The following is a 23,390-nucleotide window of genomic DNA, read 5'->3' on the forward strand; positions in this document are numbered from 1 at the left end:
AATTCGGACGTCAGGATGCAAGTCATGAGGAAGTGGTGGAAGCGGCGAAGAAAGCGTGCTGTCATGATTTTATCAGCAAACTTCCGGATGGGTACGACACAGTGATTGGAGAAGGTGGAGCCACACTTTCCGGCGGTGAGAAACAGCGTATTTCGATAGCCAGAGCGATTATGAAGGATGCGCCAATCGTCATATTGGATGAAGCAACGGCAAATGTTGATCCAGAGAATGAAAAGGAGCTGATGGATGCAGTAGATGCACTTACAAAGGAAAAAACGATTATTATGATTGCCCACAGATTAAAAACGGTCAGACATGCAGACCAGATTGTGGTTGTTGACAAAGGAAGAATTGTACAGCAGGGAACACATGAGCAACTAATGAAGCAGGAAGGCATTTATAAGAGATTTGTGGATGCAAGGCAGCAGGCAGTAAGCTGGAAACTGGCCCACTGAGAAATAATCCACAGTTGGTGAATATCCAAATTGAATTGTCTGAAAGAGATTTAATTTAAGTTTCTCTAAGTTTCACTTGTATAGGTGGAATGAGGAAAATTCAATAGAGCAATATGAAAAAAGCACTGAAAACCGTTGGACTGATGGTTTTCAGTGCTTTTTTCTTTGGTTAAAGAGAAAAAACATAATAAATTTAAGTTTTGCTAAGTTTCACTAAGTTCTGCATTTGCAGATCGCCATTGCCTTTTCGGCTCATATTTCCCACACCCATCACAGGTCTGTGGCCAGTTAATTTTCCACTCAAAATACTCATCTCTGGTAATTTTACCGGATTTCAATTCTTCTTTTCTGAGAAGCCATTCTTTCATAAAATCATTGAGAACTCCATAATTGAACCACATACCAACAGGTGGATGAGCCGGCCAGTTATCAGAATCATGATAACGGACAGCGGTACCCTCACTGGAATTGCATTTTTTACCCGGATAGGTTTCTAACTGAAAGAGATTAATAGCTGCTGGGTTAAATTCATCAATCCAGAACAGAATTTCCATCAGTTCAGAGGCGTCCATCGTGGTTGGCTCATGTAGTGTCAGTGGGTTTACGTCCAGAATCTTAGCCATTTCAGTTACCAGATCTTTGCGGGGAACCCGGTAATTCGTTTCATATTGGGCAAGACGATTTGCACCTTTATCGCCCCAACCGAGGGCAGCACCAAGTTCTGCCTGTGTCATATTCCGGAATGTCCGGACTTTTTTTATTTTATCACCGATTGTCATATCAGATTTCCCACTTTCTTTTTGATAAATCCATTTTACTACCAAAAACAGTGAATGTAAACAGAAAGATTCGCATTGAAGCGAACAAAACACTTGACATTCGCATGAATGCGAATTAAAATAACAGTACGATAAAGGTTCGCATGAAAGCGAATGTACAGATGAGGATAAATACTTTTTGCAAATTATTGCAAAATGAGGTTGGTAAAATCCTTCTGTCAGGCTTTATTAGTGAGAGGATTTTTTTGAAGTGAACAACATTTTGGTGTTTCCAGGCTGTAATAAGTGAAAGGATATTCAAAAAAACTCTTTTGTACCTTGAAAATTACATGAGCTGTATAATCTGATCTCACAGATGCCATAACCCTGTAAATGATTTTATGGGCGAGCGTCGAAGATACTCCGGAAACGACTGGTAGGCTTGCGAAGAAGCTGGCAGTATTCAGAAATACTCTGATAGAGGTTGACTGTGACGTTGACAACGGGTTATACAAATGGAAGCCAACACGCCGAACAGAATATGCAATGCCATAGTAATAGATAAAATTTGAGAACAAAATGTGAAAGGTAAGGTGATGTGATTGAGAAAATTGTAGGTATAGGACAACTGATACAAAGAATATGTTGGAAAAGAGGTGAGCATCATGGTGAATCAGTCGGTAATAGATTCTAGTGTTGATCTGGAGCAGTTAAAGGACATTGAAGATTTAATTCCTGATATGGATAAAGCTATTTCTGAGAAAGTGGAAACTTTTCTGGATAAATCCGGCGATCAGCCGTATGCTCACATGAATGAAGGATATGTAGTGGTTGTGGAGATGACAGGAGAAATGGATGCCACAGATGCCATTAGTGATTATCTGAGAAAAAGGACGGAGTTGATGTATTAAAATGTCTTGCAAAGGTACAGATGTTATGTTAATGTGAGGTCAGGGAAAATGAACGTGATACATGGTTTCTGACTTCAAATTCAATGGAATAAGTAAGTTGGGAGCGATGTAAAATGGAACAGATGCAAATGAATATGCCAGATATATACGATGCTGCATTGTATCTTCGATTATCGAAAGATGATATGGAAGAGGGCGGTGCGAAGTCAGAGAGCAACAGCATTGCAAATCAGAGAGAGTTACTTCGGAGCTTTGTAAAAAGCCAGCCGGATATTCAGATCTTTGATATATATGTGGATGACGGATACTCAGGAGGAAATTTTGATCGACCTGAGTTTAAACGAATGACAACTGATATAGAAGCTGGAAAAGTAAATTGCGTGATTGTAAAAGACTTATCCAGATTCGGAAGAGAATATATAGAAGCCGGGCGATGGATCGAAAAGACCTACCCGGCTTTAAATGTGCGTTTTATTTCAGTTACAGACCAGTTTGACAGTAAAACAGCAGATTTTTCAGAGAAGTCATTTGTAGTTCCAATCAAAAATTTCGTAAATGAAAGCTATTGTCGGGACATTTCCGGTAAAGTGCGAAGCCACCAGAAAATCAAACGTGAAAAAGGTGAATTTATTGGAGCGTTTGCCCCGTATGGTTACTGCAAAGATCCAGAGAATAAGAATTGTCTGGTGATTGATTCTTATGCATCAGATATTGTAAGAAAAATATTTTCGTGGAAAATTGATGGATTCAGTCTTGGAGCAATCGCAGAAAAACTGAATGTACGTCATGTGCAGTCGCCAAAAGAATATAAAAAGGCAAATGGCGAGAATTACAATTCTGGATTTCACAGCTCAGACACACCGAAATGGTCGGCAGTGCAGATTAAAAGGATTCTGACCAACGAGGTTTACATTGGAAACATGGTGCAAGGCAAGCAGGAACGAATCAGCTATAAGGTAAAGCAACGTCTGGATAAGCCAGAATCAGAGTGGGTGAAAGTAGAAAATACGCATCCGGCAATAATCAGGCAGAATGATTTTGATGTGGTGCAGAAGCTACTTCAGTATGATGGCAGGGCATCGAAAACATCGGACAGTGCAAACTTTTTTTCGGGTTTTGTATTTTGCGGAGATTGCCATACACCGATGATACGCAGGGTAAATCAGTATAAGGGAAAGAAAAAAGCCTTTTATATTTGCCAGACAAAAAATAAAGGTGGAGATTGCACCAGACACAGTATTCCGGAAGAGGTGCTGAAAAGGATTGTATTGAAAGAGATTCAGGCATATACGGCACTTTTCGTAGACTATCAGATGATTATGGAAGAACTTTGTGAAATGAAAGTCAGTTACGATCAGGTAATCGGTTATGATACGCAGATTAGTAAGTTGCAGGAAGAATATAACCGTTATTACAGCCTGAAAGCATCTTTGGGTGATGACTTGAAAGAGGGATTGATCAGCAAAGAGGAGTTCGATGATTTTCGGGAAAGTTACGGAAGAAAATGTGAAGAACTGGAGCAGATGATTGAAAACCAGAAAAAACTGGTAAAGCAAATGTTTGAGGGTGGAGTGTCTGCAACTGTTCAGTTGGAGGACTGGAAGAAATCACTGGAAATCAAAGAACTGGATCGCACATTGCTGGCACTGACTGTAGATAAAATCTATATTTATGAAAACAAACAGATCAAAATTCATATCCGTTATCAGGATATGATTGAGAAAATGAAAGTCATAAGACGGTTTTATGCGGAACACCGGACAGAGTGCAGGAAAGAGGTGGGATAAATGGCAAGGACAGCAAAAAGATATAAGAAAAACACAGAGAAGAAAGTTCTTGGGATTCCGGTATGTATGGCTGCAATTTATGTCAGATTATCCGTAGACAGTGATGAAAAAAAGTCAGAACCTATTGAAACACAGGTTACGCTGATAAAAGAGTTCATTCAGAAGCACAATGAAAATCCGAACAGAGAGTATGAAATTGCTGTATATAACATTTATTCTGATCTGGGAAAAACCGGAACAAATTTTGACAGACCGGGATTTGAACGGATGATGAATGATGTCAGGGAAGGTAAAATAAACTGTATTCTGGTAAAGGATTTCTCACGATTTGGAAGAAATTATATCGAAACTGGCAACTATCTGGAAAAGATTCTTCCTTTTATGAAAGTGCGGTTTATTTCTGTATGTGACAACTATGATTCATTTGCACCGGATGCCAAGAATCAGGAATTATCCATGAATATCAAGAATCTGGTGAATGATGCTTATGCGAAAGACATTTCCGCAAAAGAACGGGCAGCGAAACGTATTGCACAGAAAAATGGTGAGTATGTGGGATCTACAGCTCCATATGGATATTGTGTGGAAAAGATAAATGGAATTTATAAGTTGATGGTGGAACCGGAAGCTGCAAAGATTGTCCGCAGGATTTTTGAAGAATATGCTTCGGGAGATGGCGTACAGAGCATTATTGACAGGCTGTTTGAGGATAGGGTACATCGGATTTCAGATTATAACCAATATCATCATGTGTACTGTCAGGACGGAGAGAACCTTCATCAGTGGGGAAATTCTTCGATACGTGCAGTGCTGAACCGGAATAATTATTATGGCGATCTGGTTCAGAGAAAATATGAATCCAGATTTCAAAGAGGTGAAAAATGGTGTGACATATTGGACGAGAGCCAGTGGATTATTACGCCAAATGCCCATGAGCCAATTATTAGCAGAGAATTGTTTGAAAAAGCACAGGTCAGGCTAAAAGCAGCACAACAGAAAGCAACAAAAACTACTGCAGGGTGGGAAGATGATGAAAGAGCATTTTACAATGTATTCTATTGTGGTGATTGTAAGCGGAAAATGTGTACACGTAGATACAGAGGCAATGTGTATTACTTTTGCAATGCTGCCTGGTATCGGGATGAAAGAAAATGTAGTCACAAATCTATTTCCGAAGAGAAGCTGCAGAAAATTGTCCGTTCGGAGCTAACCAGACAGTTTCAGTTATCTGGATTGCGGAAAAAGGATATGTCTGCTATAAGCAGTGCGGTATTTCTTTCCAAAATCAATGAGATTCAAACTGAGATCAGAAAATTGGATGCAGATATGGAAAGACGTTCAGAAAAACTGGCACAGGCGTTTATGAAATATAAAGAGGGTGAATTTTCCAAAGAAGCCTATATAGAAATGAAAGATGACCGTAATAACTGGAAAGAGTTTTGTGAAGAGAGAAAGAAGTCTCTGGAGCAGACCATACGAAAGCTGGAAAAACAACAGAAAAAAGAAGCCAGATTTTTACGAAGTCTGTTGGAACTGGATGGGACAACCAGAATCAATGCGGAACTTGCGGAGGGCTTGATTGAAAGTATGTATCTGTATGGTGATGGCAGACTGGAAATCAACTTCGGGTTTAAGGGGGCGGTAGAACATGAGTGATCAGAAACTGATTATTGGATATTACCGTCTTTCCATGGAAGATGATTCAGAGGGAGAAAGTAACAGCATTATCAATCAGAGAAAACTGGTAAAAGATTATATTTCCAATATCCCGGAACTGGCTTCTATGCCATTTCAGGAGTTCTACGACGATGGATATTCTGGTTCCAGTATGGAGCGTCCGGCAATTAAGCAGGTTCTGGAACTTGCTAGGGAGAATAAAGTGCAGTGTATTGTGGTAAAAGATTTTTCACGTTTTGCCAGAAACTATATTGAGATGGGAACTTATCTGGAACAGATTTTTCCATTCCTGGGAGTACGATTTATTTCTATCTCAGACCGATATGATTCTAAAGATTATATAGGAAAGAGTTCCGACATCGAAGTACAGTTTAAAGGACTGATCGCAGATTTTTATGTGAAAGACCAGTCTGTAAAGGTAAAATCGGCAGTCAGTACCAGACGAGGAAAAGGTGAGTATTGCTGTGGATCTGCACCTTATGGGTATCGAATCAATCCTGAAAATAAGAAAGAACTGGTGATTGTAGAGGACGAAGCAGAAGTGATTCGCAGAGTATTTGAACTGACAAATCAGCGGTATTCCAAGATGGAGATTTGTCGGTTATTTAATGAAGAGGGGGTACTGACTCCCTTGCAGTCCATGAGCAGACGACAGAAATCAGACAGCAAGAAAGCTGCATCAAGAGGACTGCAGTGGACGAGTGATATGATACGGAAGATTGTGGATGATAAAACTTATATAGGCTGTATGGTCTATGGAAAGACAAAAATTTCAGATCCCGGAACAGGGAAAGAAGTACCGGTACCGAGAAATCAGTGGAAAGTGATGGAAAATCATCACGAGCCGATCGTATCAAAAGAAATTTTTGAAAAAGCACAGTCCTTGCAGATCAGATACACCAAGAAAAGCAAATTCGACAGGGAAACAACATTGTTAGGTGGCTATGTGAAATGCGGAAATTGTCGCAGAAGCCTGACTTCAAGCAGTCCGGTTCATGGTCATATCCTTTATAGCTGTGCTTACAGTAAAGGAAAAGAAGATACAGGATGCTTTGCCGGAAAAGCTGATAACAAAATGCTAGAGCATATCGTGCTGGCAGAAATTAAGGCATATTTACGTCAGAATATCAGCCAGGAACAGATGCAGCAATCTATGAGAAAACAGCATACGGACAGCATAGAAGCCTATGAGCTGGAAAGTACGGACTGTGAAAAACGTCAGGAGCAGATAAAGCTTCAGAACCGTCAGAACTATGAGAAGTATCACGAGGGACAGATGAACCAGAAACAGTTCATGGAAGCCAAGAAGCAGTTGGAAGAAGAAAGAGAACGATTGCAGAAACGTATACAGGAGTTGGAAGAACTGATAAACGGTGAGAAAGAAATCCTGATGAAAAAGAATGTTCCGGTGGAGCAGATGTTGATGTATTTAGGCTATGAAAAGCTGACACGAGAGATGCTGGAAGAATATGTGCAGGGGATATATGTGTATGATGATGGGAGAGTGGAGGTGGAATGGAAATCACTGGCTTGATTTGTAGCAATAATGTAACGTCCACTACTACTGAACTTGTAGCAATGACGTTACATCCTCCCTGCTGATTTTGTGACAACAATATAACGTCCTCTGTTCCAAAACAACGGTTTTATGGGAAAAATCGAGGAAAAAGTGGCAAAAAAGTTTGTAGCAATGACTTGACATCCTCGGGACGGTTGTGTCTGGCAGAGAGTATCCCATACGGCATATCCTGAACATATAGAAACGGACAGGATTTTCAGATACGAGCCTTATGATCCTGACATTGATATGAAGATGAATTCAGTTACTGTCAGAGATGCTAGTGCAAATGGCGAAGCATTCACGCATAATGTAGATAAACAAAAACACAAATATAAAAAGAAGGAGGATTGGGTATGGGATTATTTGATAAGAAGATCTGTGATATCTGCGGAGAGAAAATAGGTTTATTAGGCAACAGAAAACTGGATGACGGAAATCTGTGTAAGGATTGTGCAAAAAAATTGTCACCATGGTTTGAAGACCGGCGGCACAGTACGGTAGAGGATATAAAACGTCAACTGGAATATCGTGAAAAAAACAAAAAAGCCGTAATGGATTTTTGTATAACACGTCAGATCAATACCAGAAATTACAATGTTTTTATTGATGACAATAAGGGGAATTTTACTGTTGCACGGAAGCTGGATGTCAATGAAAATCCGGATATAGTTCCTTTATCCGCTGTTGTGCAGTGCAGAGTTGATGTAGAGCGACAGCAGAACGAGGAAACATATACAACAAAGGATGGAGAAACCGTAAGCTATCAGCCACCGGTATATAAGTATGAATTTGATTATACTATGCGTATTAAAGTAAAAACTCCATGGTTTGATGATATGGATTTTCGTTTGAATACTTTTTCCATAAGCAGCGATAACAGAGGTGAATTGATGGAAGTGGAGCAGACAGGTCATCAGATCATAGCCGCCCTGACACCAAATGCGGCTGGAATGCAGCAGCCCGGAATGAACATGAACAGCGGAATGCAGCAGTCCGGGATGTACATGAACAATGGAATGCAGCAGTCCGGAATGAACATGAACAATGGAATGCAGCAGCCCGGGATGAACATGAACAGCGGAATGCAGCAGTCCGGGATGTACATGAACAATGGAATGCAGCAGTCCGGAATGAACATGAACAGTGGAATGCAGCAGCCTGGGATGAATATGAACAACGGAATGCAGCAATCTGGAATGCAGATGAACAACGGAATGCAGCAGCCCGGCGGTTTGTGGAAATGTCAGTGCGGTGCAGAGAATACCGGAAGATTCTGCGAATACTGTGGCCAGCCAAGACCATTTTGAGTGATGATAGACAGAGTGGACAGAATTGTTCACTCTGTTTGTGATAACAGGGGTTGAGAATGGATGGTTTCTCTGAAAACTATATAATAAAATAGAACTTTATAGTATACTTATCACAGAGGTGTATTGATGAGAGAGGAATTTTCATGACATACAATAAAAAAAGGGCACTGTCGTATGGAGGAATCCTGATAAGTGTATTTCTGGCGTATTTCTGCAGGCTGGGAAGACCGGAAAATGTTTTTATGAGAAATCTCGCAGATCAGTGTCGTAACTGTATTTATCTGGGAATGTATTGTGCCTGGGTGATTTATCTGGAAAAGCATGTAGTGCATAGAAAAACGCGCAGATGCCTGACTGCAATTGGCTGTCTGATGGTATTCTGGTTCTTTGTGCGGACGGTAAAATTTCATATTCTTCATGATCCGCTTGGAGAACATATCTGCTGGTATCTGTATTATATCCCGATGATCCTGATACCGGTCCTTGGACTGGCAGCAGCGATGTTTCTTGGTGAAAAGGACGGCGAGAAAACGGGCAGAAAAATTATTGTTTTGCTGGTTTTTGCGGTGATTATGATCGTCTGTGTTTTTACAAATGACCTGCATCAGCTGGTGTTTCGGTTTTCCGGGCGGCCTCCGTTTTCGGACAGAGATTACAGCTATGGTATTCTTTTTATAGTGATCCAGGGATGGATCATATTTTGCCTGATATGGATGGAAATTATGCTGATCAGAAAAAGCAGGATTCCGGGAAGGAAGCAATTTTGGCTGCCTGTCATTCCGGGAATATTGCTGCTGGGATGGAATATCGGGAATTTACTCCGGCTGCCCCTGATCAAAACAATTGCCGGGGATATGACAGCAGTATGCTGCCTTTTAATGGCGGCAATTTATCAGGGGTGTATATTATGCGGCCTGATACAGACAAATAATCGATATTTTGAATTATTCCAGACCTCCGGAGGACTGGATGCAGAGATTACGGATGATTCTTTTCAGCGTTATTATCATTCCGGTGATTTTCCGGAGCTGTCACCGGAACTGCGTAAAATTGTAATAAACAGATCAGCTGTACAGGAACAGGGAATCCGGATCAACCATATTCCTATAAGAGGAGGACATTTGTTCTGGTCAGAAGATATTTCGGTGCTTCTGGATCAGTATCAGGATATCAGGGAACAGCAGGAGGAGCTGACTGCCAGAAATCGTCTGCTGCAGAAAACCTATCAGAAAGAGGCTGAGCGGAGAAAAACAGAAGAACAGAACCGGCTGCTGAACATGATACAGAATCAGACAGCTGGGCAGCTGGAATTGCTGTCACAGCTGATGGATGAGCTGGAAAGAACGGAGTCAAGGGAACACTATGACCGGATTCTGGGAAAGATCGTGGTTGTTGGTACATATTTAAAGAGAAGAAAAAATCTGGTATTGACACAATATGCATCAGATGGAAATCTGCTTACGATGGAGGATCTCAGACAAAGTCTGGCGGAATCCTGTGACAGCTTAAAATTATGTAAGATCCGGGCGGCTTATTATGTCGAAAATGGTGAAGTGCAGCTGAATGCAGATGATATACTGAAATGCTATGATACCTTTGAATGGCTTGTGGAACGATTGTTTGATACAATGCAGTCTGTTTTTTATCGTGTGTCGCAGATCGATGATGCTCTGCGTATTTCAGTTCATATTGTAGCAGAAGAAGATCTGCGGGGATTAATGCCAGAAAGACCGGAATTAGATGTGCAGCAGGAAGATGAAAACGAATGGTTTATCGGATGTATCGTATGCAGAAAGAGAGGCGGAAGATGACTGATTTTGCGGAATGCAGTATGGCAATGCAGGATTTTCTGATGATCCTTCTTGAAATCTGCCTGATTCTGGAATTGATTCTTCTGTTGATCAGGATAACCTGTTTTTACGGGAAAAAGAAAATTATAACAGCAGTGACTGTTTTTGCAGTTTCTTTTATGCTTATGGGGTTCCTGATGAATGATCACAGATATTGCCAGGGGGAAAGCGCATATCAGCTAATGCTCCGGATGTGTCCGGTCAGTGTTTTGATGGCAGCGATGGTGGTATTGTTGCTTTATCTTTGCTGGGCAATCTGGAGAGAGAGACGTAGATATCATCATTCTCTGTCTTACTGGTCTGTGAATGAAGCTGTTGATGATGTTCCCTGTGGGGTGTGTTTTTCGGAGCCTCTTGGAAGGATTGTTTTATGCAACACCAAGATGCATGAACTGAGCAGGATAATGACAGGCTCCTATCTGCAGGATTATGAAGCATTGCGGAAAGTAATAAATGGAGGATCCGAAGCAGAGGGACTTCGCAGATTAAATAGTGACAGTAATGTATTTTATTTTCCGGATGATTCCGTCTGGATGTTTCAGGAATATCGTCTGCAGGAGCCGGATTGTGCAGGATATCTGCAGACAGTGGCAGTTAATGTATCAGAAATTTATTACAATGGTGAAAAAATCAGAGCAAATAATGAAAAGCTGGAAATCCTGAATCATAAGCTGGAGGAAATGTATGAAAAAATCGGAGATAAAATAAGAGAGCAGGAGACACTTGTCATGAAAATGCAGGTTCATGACAATTTTGGCCGAAGCCTTCTGTCAATACGCAGGATATTGGAAAGAAAAGAAAATCAGGATAAAATGGATGAACAGCTATCTGCACTAAAGCATCTGGTCTATATTCTTACAGATTCTTCTGTTGAGAATATGGAAGAATTATGCGCGGATACGATCAGGCATGCAGAAGAACTTGGAATTTATGTTCAGATCAGCGGGAATTTCCCTCAGCATCCCTCCTACAGGCTGCTGACAGACAGAGCGATCCGTGAATGTGTGACAAATTGTGCCAGACATGCCCATGGAAGTACAGTTCTGGTGAAGATAGAAAAAGGTGCAAATGAATACAGCATCCGGATAACGAATGATGGAGATGCACCTGAAAAAAATGCAGAAGAAGGTGGTGGTCTGTCTGCACTGAGAAAAGCTGCGGAGTCAGAGAAATGTATTATGCAGGTTTCTTTTTCGCCGGAGTTTTGTCTGGTGTTGAAAATGCCACTGACAGAAAGGATGGGAGTCTATGGTACGGATACTGATAGTAGAAGATCAGAGGATCATGCAGAAGTATTTTGAAAGTATTATTATGCGGGAACCGGAATTCCGACATGTCCAGACAGTTTCGGATGCCTGTGAAGCTGTAAAGATCTGCTCTTACTCGGCAATTGATCTTGTACTTATGGATGTGCAGACATTTCATAATCATGATGGGCTGAGTGCCGGAAAGATCATCAGGGAAAAATATCCATATACAAGGGTATTGGTTGTTACTTCGCTGATCGATCCCAAGGTGCTGGAAAGAGCAAAGAGCGGATGTGCAGACAGTCTATGGTATAAGGATCACGGTGAAGAGGAAATACGGAGTGTGATCTACAGAACGTTAAATGGGGAGCATGTATTTCCGGATGTGGCACCGGAGGTGGAACTTAACTGGATCACAAGCGGTGATATCAGTCCCAGACAGCTGGAGATGCTGCGCCTGTATATTCACGGGATGTCATATTCCGAGATCGCAAGGAAAATGGACTGTTCTGCTTCTGGGGTGAGATGGAATTTTCAGGAAATGATCGCCAAGGCGGGATACAGCTGCAAAGAGGATCTGATAGCAGCTGCACTGGAAAGTAAACTGATCGTAACCACACTGAAATAGAAGATCCACAGAATGCAGAAACATATTCGGACAGAGGAAGTTTGGCGTGAGCTGACGGAGCATTCACAAATATAGCATAAGATTTTGAATAATAGGAAAGAGGAAACAGACATGAGCGATTTTTTGACAGAAAAAAATAAAAAAACAGGAATACTGGGGAAACTGAAATGGGTTCTTTGTGGCTTTTTTATACTTTTTTCCCTGGGAGCTATTGGCGCATCGGAGAAGTATATTGGTGAAGGGCGCTGGGGAATGGCAGCAACAGAGATCATACTTGGATTGCTGTTTCTGTATCCAACCTTCCGGGAAATTCAAAAAGCATTAAAGAAGAAAAAAGCTGGAGAAATTGCCTGCTGGTTTGAATCCTATGCCCAGAATACCGTCTCATTTGAAAAGCTTGAGCAGGAACTGGGAAAAGGTGCAGTGAAAAAGCTGGAAAAATTTATTGCGGGGGGATATATCCGGAATATCCAGATAGACAGAGAAGGAAATTATATTATGATCACTGCACCGAACAGACGCGTAAATGAGAAGATCTATATTACAGTTACCTGCCCCAGCTGCGGTGCAAAGAATCAGGTAATAAAAGGTCGTCTGAGCACCTGTGAATATTGCGGACAGCGTCTTACTCCATGATAAAAGACACCTTTCGGATCTGTCCTGTTAAAGGTAAGATCCTTGTGCAATATGCTCAATGCATAAAAAGGATATTTTATAAACAAAATTATATAAGTTGCATATAACTAACGCATGTAACATAACAGAAGTTGTACAAATATCTGTACATCCATAGATAATTGGGATGAAATCATAGAATAAATTTATAAAAATAGCTAATAAAACTGGATAATATGTTCAAATTATGGTACATTTATTGTAGCAGTCAGAGGAAATATTGCGGCCTTTTTTAGGAACCGGGATTTTCGAAGGGCTGAACAAATAACATAGAACTTATTTATTTGGTTTTATTGTTTCTTTCCTGGGAGTGCAGAGAAGGAGGGAACGGATAAGAGCAGATAATCATAAGGATATAATCTTTATAAGGAAGGTGAGCAATTGGAAAACTATACTAAGTACAAGCTGAAAAGCAGTGATGAGCTTGCATCAGTGCTGAACGGCAGGGACAATCTGTTTGTAATCGCCTGTAACAAGTGTTTCAAGGAATTTGAGACCGTTGACGAACCGGATTGCAAAGAATTCCTGAAATTTGCTGCGGAGCAGGGAAAAACCGTCACAGGCAGTGCGAAATTCGATTTTCTGTGTAACAAGATGCACACAGAAAGAAAATTACAGGATCTGCTTCCGGAAGGTACAGAGAATGTAGTTGTGATCTCCTGTGGTCTTGGTATCCAGACAGTTGCGGATCTGGCAGGCAAGCCGGTGATTGCAGCAAGTAATACCCTTAACTACAGAGGACATCACGGCATGGCACTTACCAAGAAGAGCTGCGATGCATGTGCACAGTGCTATCTGAACATTACCGGAGGTGTCTGTCCTATCGTCGACTGTTCAAAGAGTCTTGTCAATGGACAGTGCGGCGGAGCAAAGAACGGTAAATGTGAAGTAGACCCGAATAAAGACTGTGCATGGGAAAAGATCTACCAGAGACTGGCAAAACAGGGCCGTCTGGAAGAGTTCCTGAACCAGCCGGTACAGGTACGTGATTACTCCAAGGTTAACTTCAAGGTGATCAACGATTACGTGAAGTCTATCAGAGAAGACAGACTGAACGGATACTATGGCGGCGTTCATCCGTCAGAGCACAAGGAATTCAGCGAGCATATCGCACTGAAGAAATTCCCGGATCCGAAGACTGTAGTGATCTCCATGTCCCAGCATCTTGGTGCACCTGCCAACCCGATCGTAGAGGTAGGCGACACTGTAAAAGTCGGACAGAAGATCGGCGAAGCTGCCGGATTTATCAGCGCACCGGTACACTCCAGCGTAAGCGGAACCGTAGTTGCCGTTGAGCCACGTATGCATGGCACAAGAGGCAGTGAAGTCATGGCTGTTGTCATTGAATCGGATGGAAAAAATACTCTGCACGAATCCGTACAGCCACATGGTGACCTTGATAATCTGACTCCGGATGAGATCATTGAGATTGTAAAAGAAGCAGGAATCGTTGGTATGGGTGGTGCAGGCTTCCCGACCTGTGTCAAACTGAAACCAGCCAAACCAGTTGATACCATTCTACTCAATGGATGCGAATGTGAGCCATATTTAACAGCAGACCACAAGGTTCTCCTTGAGTTTGCAGATGACATTATTTTTGGTCTGAAAGCGATCCTGAAGACAACAGGTGCCGAGAAGGGTATCATTGTCATTGAGGATAACAAGCAGGATGCCATCGAATTAATGCAGGAAAAAGTTGCCAATATCGGAAACATGGAAGTATTTGTCGCAAGAACCAAATACCCGCAGGGCGCTGAGAAGACTCTCATCAAGCGCGTTATGGGCAGAAAAGTTCCAAGCGGCGGTCTCCCGGCAGATGTTGGCGTTATCGTAGATAATATCAGTACCGTAAAAGCAATCTCCGATGCAATCCAGAAGGGTATGCCTCTGATCGAGCGTGTTACAACAATAACAGGCGAGAAGATCAAGAATCCTGGCAATTTTATCATCAAGATCGGTACCAGCGTAAAAGAGCTGATCGATTACTGCGGCGGATTTACAGATGACGATGTTCTGGTCAAGATGGGCGGACCTATGATGGGATTCCCTCTGAACACTCTGGATGTACCTATGATGAAGGGCTCCAACGGTATCATCGCCATTGATACAGACGAGACCAAAGAGCAGCCATGTATCAAGTGCGGACGCTGCGTGGATGTATGTCCGATGGAACTTTCTCCTCTGTATTTCGTTAAATATGCGAAAGAAGAGAACTGGCAGGGCATGAAAGACATGAATGTCATGGACTGTGTTGAGTGCAGATGCTGTCAGTATATCTGTTCTTCCAAGATTCCGATCATTAACAGTATCAAAGCCGGAAAAAATGCAGTAAGGGGGATGAAGTGATATGTTGATTACCCAGTTAAAAGCAAAAGAAACTATCGTATCACTGGCAGCCGGAAAGAAAGTTTTTATCATCAACTGCCATGGATGCAAGGAAGTTCGTTTTCCGGAAAAAGAAGCTGTTGAACTTCAGAAGGAGCTTTCCGCTGAAGGAAATGTGACAGGGATCATGACAACGGATTATATCTGTAATCCGGAAAATATGCAGTTACGTCTTCAGAAACATATGGATAAGATCAGGGAAGCGGATCTGGTCCTGGTATTCTCCTGTGGCGTTGGTGTACAGACCATCGCAGAATATCTGGAAGACAAAATGGTATGCGCAGCCTGCGATACATACCCGGTACCTGGTTTCCAGGGTGTAACACCGTTAGAATATAAATGTGACCAGTGTGGTGAGTGTTATCTGAACCTTACTGGCGGGATCTGCCCGATCACAGCATGCTCCAAGAGTCTTGTCAACGGCCAGTGCGGCGGTTCCAAGAATGGTAAATGCGAGGTGGACAGTGACATGGAGTGTGGATGGGAACGCATCTACAGACGTCTGAAAGAGATCGGACGCCTTGACGCACTGAAATGCCCGACACAGATCCACAATTTTGCTACAGATGATGAAGTGAAATAACAGGTTAATCCTAAATTTTTAATGATTGGAGCAAATATAATATGAAAATGAAAGAATTATTCGATCGTGGTGAATTTGCAGTTTCAGCAGAAGTAGGACCGCCGAAAGGAATCCATGTAGATGAGCTGGTAGAAGAAGCCAAAACATACCTTACAGGTGTTCATGCAGTTAACGTAACAGATAACCAGTCTTCTGTTATGCGTCTTGGATCTCTTGCAATGTGTAAGGTTCTTAAAGATGCAGGCATGAATCCCATTTTCCAGCTTGCATGCCGTGACAGAAACCGTATCGCTCTGGAGTCTGATCTTCTCAGCGCAGCTATGTTTGGTATTGACAATATTCTCTGTCTTACCGGTGATCATACTAAAATGGGCGATCATCCTCAGGCAAAACCGGTATTCGACCTTGATTCCGTATCTCTTCTTCACACAGTGAAGCTTCTGGAGTCTGGCGTAGATCTTGGTGGAAACCAGCTTGTTGGAGAGCCTCCGAAATTCTCCAAGGGTGCTGTTGTTTCTCCATGCAGTGATTCTGTTGATGCACAGCTTGCGAAGATGGAGAGAAAGGTTGCAGCAGGCGCTGACTATTTCCAGACACAGGCTGTATTCGAGCCGGAGAAATTTATCAAATTTATGGAAAAAGCAAAACAGTTCGGAAAACCTGTACAGGTTGGAATTATTATTCCGAAGTCCGCTGGAATGGCGAAATTCATGAATAACAATGTTGCCGGCATTCATGTTCCGGATGAGATGATCGAGGAGCTGAAGGCAGACAAAGAAAAGACAAAAGCTGGAATTACCGGTGTTGAGATCGCTGCACGTATTATCAAAGAGTGCAAGCCATACTGCCAGGGTGTTCATATCATGGCACTTGGCTGGGAGTCCAAGATTCCGGATCTGCTGAAATTAGCTGAAATCTAAAATTAAAATTACACGGGCCGTCTGAACCATGAATGCAGGAATCTGCGTTTGTGGAGGATGGCTCGTTTTTTGCTTACTATGAAAATAGTATTGTTTTAAACAGAAATAAACGATATAATTTTATTATTGGGAAGTGAACGGGAGGTACCGGGATGGAAAAGATTATCCCTTTGGAAATCTGTGCGGATATTAAGATCTATGATTATAAGAAAAAAGTAAAATATGATGAGAAATAGGCTAAGGGTAAATGAATTTATTTATCCTTAGCCTAAATTATTAGCTTTGTTGATAATAATTATGCCGGTAAAGATGATCGTCTACCTGCTGCGCCAGGTGGTCCATTTCCTTTTGTGCATCAGCACCCATGGCAACATTATAAAACGCATAGGAAAACTGCTTACTGAAGAAAGGATATGCGGGGGTCTGCGGTCTGGTAAAAGAGGTATTCCGTAATTGGGAAAATAAAATATTGCTGTTGCCGGAACCGGCCTGAAAGCTGTCCATTACGTCATAAATCTCTTTTAAAACGGGAATACCCGTTAACTGACTGATCTTCAACTGGTTCTGCAGACTGAAAACATAACGGATAAATTCACAACATTCTTTGGGATATTGTGTCTGTCTGGACATGCATAATCCCCAGCTTCCATGGGGCGAAGCTGCTTTTATACCATGGGGAAGAGGAATTATGCCGATATTGCTATTTCTTTTCCGCGATTGAAAATAAGCACTGGGCAGGGAAAGACTCATGGCAAAGTGTTCAGGGAAATGAGCACTGAGATTTTCCACATGGGTATAATGATATTTATGAAATAATTCGCCCAGCCAATTCATGGCAGCGACGGAGGCTGGAGAGTTAATATATCCAGAGGTTGCCGTCAGCGTATCGTTAAAAAAACTGCCATTGTTTTGCACGATAAATGGCAATCCTGCATAGCTGTTCCATTCTCCGGATTTTGGAGAAAGACCACGTCCGGAGTCCATAAGCAAAGGATAGGGAAAAGAGGTTTTGGCCTGTATTGTATGGCAGACATTCAGAAACTCATCCCAGCTCCAGGCATCTTCCGCAGAAGTCGGAATGCGGATACCAAGGGAATGGAACAACTCCTTGTTATACAGAATACATAAAGTGGATTCCGTATAACCCAGATGATATAGCTTTCCCTGATAGGTTCCCTGTGTCACAATGGGAGACAGAAAAGAGGATAGGAAAGACGAATCCATATATCCATCAAACGGCAGCAGAGAATTCATATATGCCCAATAGGGGACATCAGGACCGTCCAGAGACAGAATATCCGGGGCATTTCCACTAGTAAAGCTCTGCAATAGCGAGTCACGCAGAGGAACCTTATCGTTGGTGAGAAAAGTCGGTGTTACGGAAAATTCGGAAGAGGTCAGATTAAATTGTTCGATCAGAGAGACCCAAAAATGTTTCTCATTATCTTCCATAGGACATAAATAAATTGATAGGTTTATTTTATCTTTGGAGCGGTCTGTTACAAAAGTGCCTTTTCCTTGCTGACGTATAATATATCCTTCAGATTCCAGACATTTCAGGGCTTGTGTAACAGTGCTTTTACTTACATTTAAAGTACGCATTAATTCATTGTCGGAAGGGATGAGATCGCCGGGACGATAATATCCGCTTTCGATTTTCTGGACAAATTCATTTTTTATAAGCATGTATTTTGGTGTTCTGGTGTTCATAAAATCCCTCGCATTTTGAAAAAGTGATTGACAATATATTTTTGCTATGCTAATATCATAGCATAAGTTATTCGAACAAACAAGAACAAATAAAAAAACTCTCTGCAAAAGCGGAGAGTTAAAAAATAAAACTGGTTAGTCGAACAACCGAACAACCAAAAGGAGGAGAAGATGAAAAAAACATTTTCAAAAGAGATATTGTTTGACAGAACACCGCGGGTCTTTAAGCGGGATGCAACGGAAGTCCGTTTTTTGCTGGGCGGAATCGGAACAGGTAATTTCTCTGTAAATTCAAGAGGAAAGTTCCTTGACTGGGAAATCTTTAACTGGCCTTCGAAAAATACGAAATTTCCCCTTTCCTTTTTTGCAATCCGTACGGAAAACAAAGAACTGGAAAGACCTATATCGAAAATTCTGGAATCGAGAATGGTTCCGCCATATACCAGCTCGCACGGATACCTTCAGGCTGAATTAGTAAATCTGCCAAGAATGGAAGATTCGGAACTGATTTGTGAATATCCTTTTGCAAGAGTGAATTTCAAAGATTCCGAATTGCCCGTAAAAGTGTCAATGGAAGCATATACACCGTTTATTCCTTTAAATACAGATGATTCCAGTATTCCCTGTGCAATTATCCGATACACGGTGAAAAATATTGCAGACTGTCCGACCAAAGTAAGCCTGGTAGGCACACTTCCCAATGCATCTGGTTTTGAAGGATATGATGTTATTGAGAACCTGAAGCTGGCCGACAGCGTAAAAAATGAATATCGGGAATTTGATGATGTGAAGGGATTGTATTATTCACCCGAACATTTGAAAGAGGATCATCTACGGTATGGAAACATGGCGATTCTGACCAGTGGATCCAAAGTAACCTATAAAACACAATGGTTTGACGGCGAATGGGTGGATGGAATACAGGATTTCTGGGATGACTTTACCAGTGATGGACGATTGGAAAAAGAGACCGTATCTGACAGTGTGGGGTGTGAATTTGCACAATTTCATAATTTCAGTTTCCTGAAAAGAAGAGAAAAGATCGGATCCATCGGAGCCTGGGAAGAACTTCAGCCAGGAGAAGAAAGAACTTTTGAATTTGTCATTACATGGTATTTTCCTAACAGAGTAAAGGCATGGATTGAATTTGATGAGGACTACGAGAAATTCCAGCGCGGTGAATACGGAACAGTGAGAAATTACTATGCAACAAAATTTACAGATGCATGGGATGTAGCAAAATATGTATACCATAATAAGGAACGACTGGAATCCGACAGCAGAAAATTTGCCGATGCTATGTTCCATAAGACTACATTACCTTATTATGTGGTGGATGCTCTGACTGCAAACATTACGAATCTTCGAAGTAATTTATGTTTCCGGCTGGAAGATGGAACCTTTGCCGGATTTGAAGGGATACGAGACTATATAGGCTGCGGTTACGGTAGTGTGCCTCATGTATGGAATTATGCACAGACGGTTGCATTTCTGTTCCCGGATCTTGAAAAAACAATGCGTAATGTAGAATTTTTGAGAGAAACAGATGAGACAGGATGTATGTCTACACGAATGTTTTCCGTATTTGATCAGGAACGGTATGCAATGGTTCCGGCCTGTGATGGAGAACTTGGAAGTGTTGTTCGTGTCTACCGGGATTTCAAGAATCTCGGGGATGTGGAATTTTTAAAGACCATTTGGCCCAAAGTAGTGTTGGCAATGGAATATGCCCTGAAACAATGGGATCTGGATGGAGACGATGTACTGGATGGTCAGCAGAATACAACCTATGATATTGAATTCTACGGGCCGAATCCTATGACGGACAGTATCTTCCTGGCAGCACTGAAATGCTGTGAAGAAATGGCTGAGATCGTAGGGGATGAAGAACATCATCAGTTATACGCAGATGCTTACGCAAAAGGAGCTGCAAGAGCCGATGAACTGATGTTTGACGGGGAATATTATATTCAGGTACAGAAGGAGATTGATAAATATAAATATCAATTCGGAAAAGGCTGCCTGTCAGATCAGCTTCTCGGACAGTTTCTGGCATATATGGCCGGAATCGGGGAAATTTTACCGAAAGAGCATGTAAAATCTGCGATGGAATCCGTATTCAAGTATAATTACAAAACGGATTTTTATCATACGGACAGTGTGCACAGAGCATATGCAATCAATGAAGAGCATGGAATGGTAGTAGCTACCTGGCCGAAAGGCGGCAGGCCTAAATTCCCGTTATCCTATGCCGGAGAGGTGTGGACAGGAGTAGAGTATGAAGTAGCCGTTAATCTGATTTATTCAGGTTGTGTAGAAGAGGGTCTGACGGTGGTAAAGTCAATTCGGGATCGTTATGACGGATACAAGAGGAATCCGTTCAGCGAGATCGAGTCCGGTCATCATTATTGCAGGGCAATGGCAAGCTGGGGAGTGCTGAATGCATTATTGGGACTGCAAAGTGATATGTATCGCGGAACCTTGTCATTCCATCCTGCAATAGAAGGTGAAATGTCCAGCTTCTTCATTTGTGGAAAAGCATGGGGTATCTACAGTCAGAAGGAAGAGAATGGGAAAATGTGCAAACATATTGACATCCTATATGGGACGTTAGATGATATTCATCTACAAGAATAAGGGGGGTACAATTATGATGAAAAGTATTTGGAGGAAAATGATGGCACTGACTTGTGCGGCCGCTACGCTGTTTACAATGGCAGGATGCGGAAATGCAGAAGGGACTGAAGGCGGTGCAGAGACGATGGAAAGCTCTACGACCGCAGATGAGTCCGGACAGATTACGATCGAGTTTGCAGAGCATGTTGCTGATATTCAGGCACAGGAGCCGCATCTGCAGAAGATTATCACCGCCTTTGAAGAAAGCCATCCGGGGATTAAAATTGATATTACGGGCAAAGAAGTGTCCGAGCATAAGACACAGATGACTTTACTGGCAGGAGAAAATAAGCTTCCGGATGTATTTTGGCTGGAGCAGGCAACCGCAAAGGAGTTTGCACAGAATGGGTATTTATATGATCTGACGGATGCATTGGATCAGTATGGTATCAATGACAGCCTTCTTCCCGGACTGGTGCATGCATGTACCGTTGATGGCAAAGATATGGGAATGCCCAGTGAAGTTATGATGGTAGGATTTTATTATAACAAAGATCTCTTCCAGCAGGCAGGAATCGAAAAAGCGCCTGTTACCTATGAAGAGTTCCTGGATGTGGTAGATAAGCTCAATGCAGCCGGAATCACACCGCTGACCGTGGGGGCGCAGGATAATTACAGTATCTGGGCATTTGAGACAATGCTGGCAAGATATGGATTCTTTGAAAAGCTTGACGGCCTGAGGGACGGAAGCATTTCCTGGAATAACGAAGATTTTATTCACTATTTTGAAAAAGTAGAAGAAATGCGTGAAAAGGGAACTTTCACAAAGGACATTTCCAATATGGGATATTTTGAAGCAAAAGAGCAGTTCCTGGGTGGAAATGCAGCAATGTTCAATTCCGGAGCATGGGATATCGGTGAATTTGAGAAAAGTGATATGGCTTCTAAAATCGGATTCTTCTGGGGACCTACCTTTTCCGACAGCCAGTATGAGCAGCAGATCGGAATCAAGGCATCCGGCGGTGTTTATGTAGTATCTTCAAAGGCAGCAGAAGATCCTGCGTTGTTAGATGCAATTATGCAGTTCTGGCAGTTCTATTACGGCGAAGAGGGAACCAGGATCATTGCTGAGGATACTGCGACATTACCGTGCTCTACATATAATGGACAGATTGATGAGAGCCAGCATCCTGTACTTTCCACGATGATCACGGCATTAAATGATGATTGGAAAGCAGTAACGGAGCCGTTTAATTCACTTTCATCCAATGTGGCATATGGATATTTTGATGCTACCTTCGGTGTTATGACCGGCGTTTACACACCGGAAGAAGCAGCTGATTATGTAGAAAATTTACAAAGTGCTGAAAGATAAAATCAAAGGAACGGTATGAAATTAAGTAATACCGTTCTTCTCTATAAAATGGAAAGGGAGAAAGCTATGTATTGGTTGAGTACAAAGAAAGCAAAAATCATTATGCTGCTTCCGACTCTTATGATTTATGCAGTATTTATTATTATTCCTGTGTTTATCGCAATTTATTATAGCTTTACGGACTACAGTGGTCTTGGAAAAGCATCCTTTGTGGGAATAAAAAACTATATTGCTATGTTCCATGATAAGCTATTTCTGATCGCATTGAAAAATACATTTTTGGTATTGTTGTTCAGTGTGATATTCCTGATCATTGGATCTTTTATGGCAGCATTATTGATGAACAAGAATTTTCATGGAAACGCATTTTTTAAAATGGTGATTTTTGCTCCCTACGTCATAGCACCTATTATCATAGGAATTATCTGGGGATATATCCTGAATCCTAATTATGGGCTGGTAAATAGTGTATTGCGTAAAATAGGACTGGATATGCTTGCGATTGAATGGATCGGTGGAACTAAATGGTCTCCATTGTCGTTGGCAATGGTATTCACATGGCAGGTACTGGGTTTCCATGGAACTATTTTTTTATCCGGAATCAAAGCAATACCGGGAGATATTTACGAAGCTTGTGATATGGATGGAGCCAATTTGTTACAACGCTTGTTTTATGTGACAATTCCTATGCTGAAAGAGACTTTTATTATTAATATTGTTCTGGCGGTAACAGGCGTATTTAAAATATATGAACTGGTATATCAGATGACAGGCGGAGGACCTGCTCATGAGTCGGAGCTGCTTACCTCATATATGTATTTTACAGTATTTACATCCAGAAGGTATGGATATGGAATGGCAATTGCGGTTGCAATTCTGTTGCTTTCAATTCTGGGCTCGTTTTCCTATATTAAGATCACAACGAGGAAGCAAAGGAGTTAA

General features: G+C 41.7%; 18 protein-coding genes. 16 read left to right on the forward strand and 2 right to left on the reverse strand.

Going from position 1 to position 23,390, the window contains the following annotated elements:
* On the forward strand, window positions 1-455 hold a 455-nt coding region (locus NE638_RS15675), incomplete at its 5' end, for an ATP-binding cassette domain-containing protein (RefSeq protein ID WP_173746653.1).
* A gap of 203 nt (window positions 456-658) precedes the next feature.
* Here the strand turns inward: NE638_RS15675 and NE638_RS15680 are convergent.
* A complete protein-coding gene (locus NE638_RS15680) occupies window positions 659-1,234 on the reverse strand; it encodes a helix-turn-helix domain-containing protein (protein WP_173746655.1) in 576 nt (191 codons plus the stop codon).
* 644 nt (window positions 1,235-1,878) lie between these two features.
* Here NE638_RS15680 and NE638_RS15685 point away from each other — a divergent pair.
* The 12 genes from NE638_RS15685 to NE638_RS15740 all read left to right on the forward strand — a co-directional run bounded on the left by NE638_RS15685 (window position 1,879) and on the right by NE638_RS15740 (window position 16,747).
* Window positions 1,879-2,124 carry a DUF6870 family protein gene (locus tag NE638_RS15685; RefSeq protein WP_008369874.1) on the forward strand — a complete coding sequence of 82 codons (246 nt, stop codon included), beginning with the start codon at window positions 1,879-1,881 and terminating at the stop codon, window positions 2,122-2,124.
* Window positions 2,125-2,237: 113 nt separating this feature from the next.
* Complete coding sequence (locus tag NE638_RS15690) at window positions 2,238-3,911, forward strand: recombinase family protein (protein ID WP_008369875.1); 1,674 nt, start codon at window positions 2,238-2,240, stop codon at window positions 3,909-3,911.
* Window positions 3,912-5,567, forward strand: a complete 1,656-nt coding sequence (locus NE638_RS15695) for a recombinase family protein (RefSeq protein ID WP_008369877.1) — start codon at window positions 3,912-3,914, stop codon at window positions 5,565-5,567. It abuts the gene before it with no gap.
* Complete coding sequence (locus NE638_RS15700; RefSeq protein ID WP_055303504.1) at window positions 5,560-7,122, forward strand: recombinase family protein; 1,563 nt, start codon at window positions 5,560-5,562, stop codon at window positions 7,120-7,122. Before NE638_RS15695 ends, NE638_RS15700 begins: the two co-directional genes overlap by 8 nt.
* Before the next feature lie 380 nt (window positions 7,123-7,502).
* A complete protein-coding gene (locus NE638_RS15705; protein ID WP_021652746.1) occupies window positions 7,503-8,456 on the forward strand; it encodes a DUF4428 domain-containing protein in 954 nt (317 codons plus the stop codon).
* Between the two features lie 146 nt (window positions 8,457-8,602).
* On the forward strand, window positions 8,603-10,270 hold the full coding sequence (locus NE638_RS15710; RefSeq protein WP_173746658.1) for a histidine kinase N-terminal 7TM domain-containing protein: 1,668 nt from the start codon (window positions 8,603-8,605) through the stop codon (window positions 10,268-10,270).
* Window positions 10,267-11,610: an ATP-binding protein gene (locus NE638_RS15715; RefSeq protein WP_244094874.1), complete on the forward strand. Its 1,344-nt coding sequence runs from the start codon at window positions 10,267-10,269 to the stop codon at window positions 11,608-11,610. Before NE638_RS15710 ends, NE638_RS15715 begins: the two co-directional genes overlap by 4 nt.
* Window positions 11,558-12,184, forward strand: coding sequence for a response regulator transcription factor (locus tag NE638_RS15720; protein ID WP_021976348.1), 627 nt, complete (start codon window positions 11,558-11,560; stop codon window positions 12,182-12,184). The genes NE638_RS15715 and NE638_RS15720 overlap by 53 nt, the downstream gene beginning before the upstream one ends.
* Before the next feature lie 111 nt (window positions 12,185-12,295).
* Window positions 12,296-12,820: a hypothetical protein gene (locus NE638_RS15725; RefSeq protein WP_114001781.1), complete on the forward strand. Its 525-nt coding sequence runs from the start codon at window positions 12,296-12,298 to the stop codon at window positions 12,818-12,820.
* A gap of 420 nt (window positions 12,821-13,240) precedes the next feature.
* Window positions 13,241-15,205: an electron transport complex subunit RsxC gene (gene rsxC / locus NE638_RS15730; protein WP_118061862.1), complete on the forward strand. Its 1,965-nt coding sequence runs from the start codon at window positions 13,241-13,243 to the stop codon at window positions 15,203-15,205.
* Window position 15,206: 1 nt separating this feature from the next.
* Complete coding sequence (locus NE638_RS15735; RefSeq protein WP_021976351.1) at window positions 15,207-15,827, forward strand: methylenetetrahydrofolate reductase C-terminal domain-containing protein; 621 nt, start codon at window positions 15,207-15,209, stop codon at window positions 15,825-15,827.
* 41 nt (window positions 15,828-15,868) lie between these two features.
* The gene (locus NE638_RS15740) at window positions 15,869-16,747 is read left to right on the forward strand and encodes a methylenetetrahydrofolate reductase (protein ID WP_118071790.1); all 879 of its coding nucleotides are present in this window, start codon (window positions 15,869-15,871) and stop codon (window positions 16,745-16,747) included.
* Window positions 16,748-17,023: 276 nt separating this feature from the next.
* Here the strand turns inward: NE638_RS15740 and NE638_RS15745 are convergent, their stop codons facing one another.
* Window positions 17,024-18,433: an extracellular solute-binding protein gene (locus tag NE638_RS15745; protein ID WP_173746662.1), complete on the reverse strand. Its 1,410-nt coding sequence runs from the start codon at window positions 18,431-18,433 to the stop codon at window positions 17,024-17,026.
* A gap of 195 nt (window positions 18,434-18,628) precedes the next feature.
* On the opposite strand from NE638_RS15745, the gene NE638_RS15750 reads away from it, so the two are divergent.
* The 3 genes from NE638_RS15750 to NE638_RS15760 are packed head-to-tail and all read left to right on the forward strand — an operon-like array spanning window position 18,629 to window position 23,390.
* Window positions 18,629-21,094 carry a GH116 family glycosyl-hydrolase gene (locus NE638_RS15750; RefSeq protein WP_118071788.1) on the forward strand — a complete coding sequence of 822 codons (2,466 nt, stop codon included), beginning with the start codon at window positions 18,629-18,631 and terminating at the stop codon, window positions 21,092-21,094.
* A gap of 13 nt (window positions 21,095-21,107) precedes the next feature.
* Window positions 21,108-22,448 (forward strand): ABC transporter substrate-binding protein, encoded by a 1,341-nt coding sequence (locus tag NE638_RS15755; RefSeq protein ID WP_118071787.1) that lies wholly within the window; start codon window positions 21,108-21,110, stop codon window positions 22,446-22,448.
* A 15-nt stretch (window positions 22,449-22,463) separates the two neighbouring features.
* Window positions 22,464-23,390 (forward strand): carbohydrate ABC transporter permease, encoded by a 927-nt coding sequence (locus NE638_RS15760; RefSeq protein WP_244094875.1) that lies wholly within the window; start codon window positions 22,464-22,466, stop codon window positions 23,388-23,390.

The organism is Blautia sp. MSK.18.38 (assembly GCF_024460535.1).
In the GTDB taxonomy this organism is placed as follows: domain Bacteria; phylum Bacillota; class Clostridia; order Lachnospirales; family Lachnospiraceae; genus Blautia_A; species Blautia_A fusiformis.

What these genes read in the sequence shown, in the direction of transcription:
- NE638_RS15680 (WP_173746655.1), bottom strand. Translation starts at nt 1,234, where the DNA reads ATGACAATCGGTGATAAAATAAAAAAAGTCCGGACATTCCGGAATATG.
- NE638_RS15685 (WP_008369874.1), top strand. Translation starts at nt 1,879, where the DNA reads ATGGTGAATCAGTCGGTAATAGATTCTAGTGTTGATCTGGAGCAGTTA.
- NE638_RS15690 (WP_008369875.1), top strand. Translation starts at nt 2,238, where the DNA reads ATGGAACAGATGCAAATGAATATGCCAGATATATACGATGCTGCATTG.
- NE638_RS15695 (WP_008369877.1), top strand. Translation starts at nt 3,912, where the DNA reads ATGGCAAGGACAGCAAAAAGATATAAGAAAAACACAGAGAAGAAAGTT.
- NE638_RS15700 (WP_055303504.1), top strand. Translation starts at nt 5,560, where the DNA reads ATGAGTGATCAGAAACTGATTATTGGATATTACCGTCTTTCCATGGAA.
- NE638_RS15705 (WP_021652746.1), top strand. Translation starts at nt 7,503, where the DNA reads ATGGGATTATTTGATAAGAAGATCTGTGATATCTGCGGAGAGAAAATA.
- NE638_RS15710 (WP_173746658.1), top strand. Translation starts at nt 8,603, where the DNA reads ATGACATACAATAAAAAAAGGGCACTGTCGTATGGAGGAATCCTGATA.
- NE638_RS15715 (WP_244094874.1), top strand. Translation starts at nt 10,267, where the DNA reads ATGACTGATTTTGCGGAATGCAGTATGGCAATGCAGGATTTTCTGATG.
- NE638_RS15720 (WP_021976348.1), top strand. Translation starts at nt 11,558, where the DNA reads ATGGTACGGATACTGATAGTAGAAGATCAGAGGATCATGCAGAAGTAT.
- NE638_RS15725 (WP_114001781.1), top strand. Translation starts at nt 12,296, where the DNA reads ATGAGCGATTTTTTGACAGAAAAAAATAAAAAAACAGGAATACTGGGG.
- NE638_RS15735 (WP_021976351.1), top strand. Translation starts at nt 15,207, where the DNA reads ATGTTGATTACCCAGTTAAAAGCAAAAGAAACTATCGTATCACTGGCA.
- NE638_RS15740 (WP_118071790.1), top strand. Translation starts at nt 15,869, where the DNA reads ATGAAAATGAAAGAATTATTCGATCGTGGTGAATTTGCAGTTTCAGCA.
- NE638_RS15745 (WP_173746662.1), bottom strand. Translation starts at nt 18,433, where the DNA reads ATGCTTATAAAAAATGAATTTGTCCAGAAAATCGAAAGCGGATATTAT.
- NE638_RS15750 (WP_118071788.1), top strand. Translation starts at nt 18,629, where the DNA reads ATGAAAAAAACATTTTCAAAAGAGATATTGTTTGACAGAACACCGCGG.
- NE638_RS15755 (WP_118071787.1), top strand. Translation starts at nt 21,108, where the DNA reads ATGATGAAAAGTATTTGGAGGAAAATGATGGCACTGACTTGTGCGGCC.
- NE638_RS15760 (WP_244094875.1), top strand. Translation starts at nt 22,464, where the DNA reads ATGAAATTAAGTAATACCGTTCTTCTCTATAAAATGGAAAGGGAGAAA.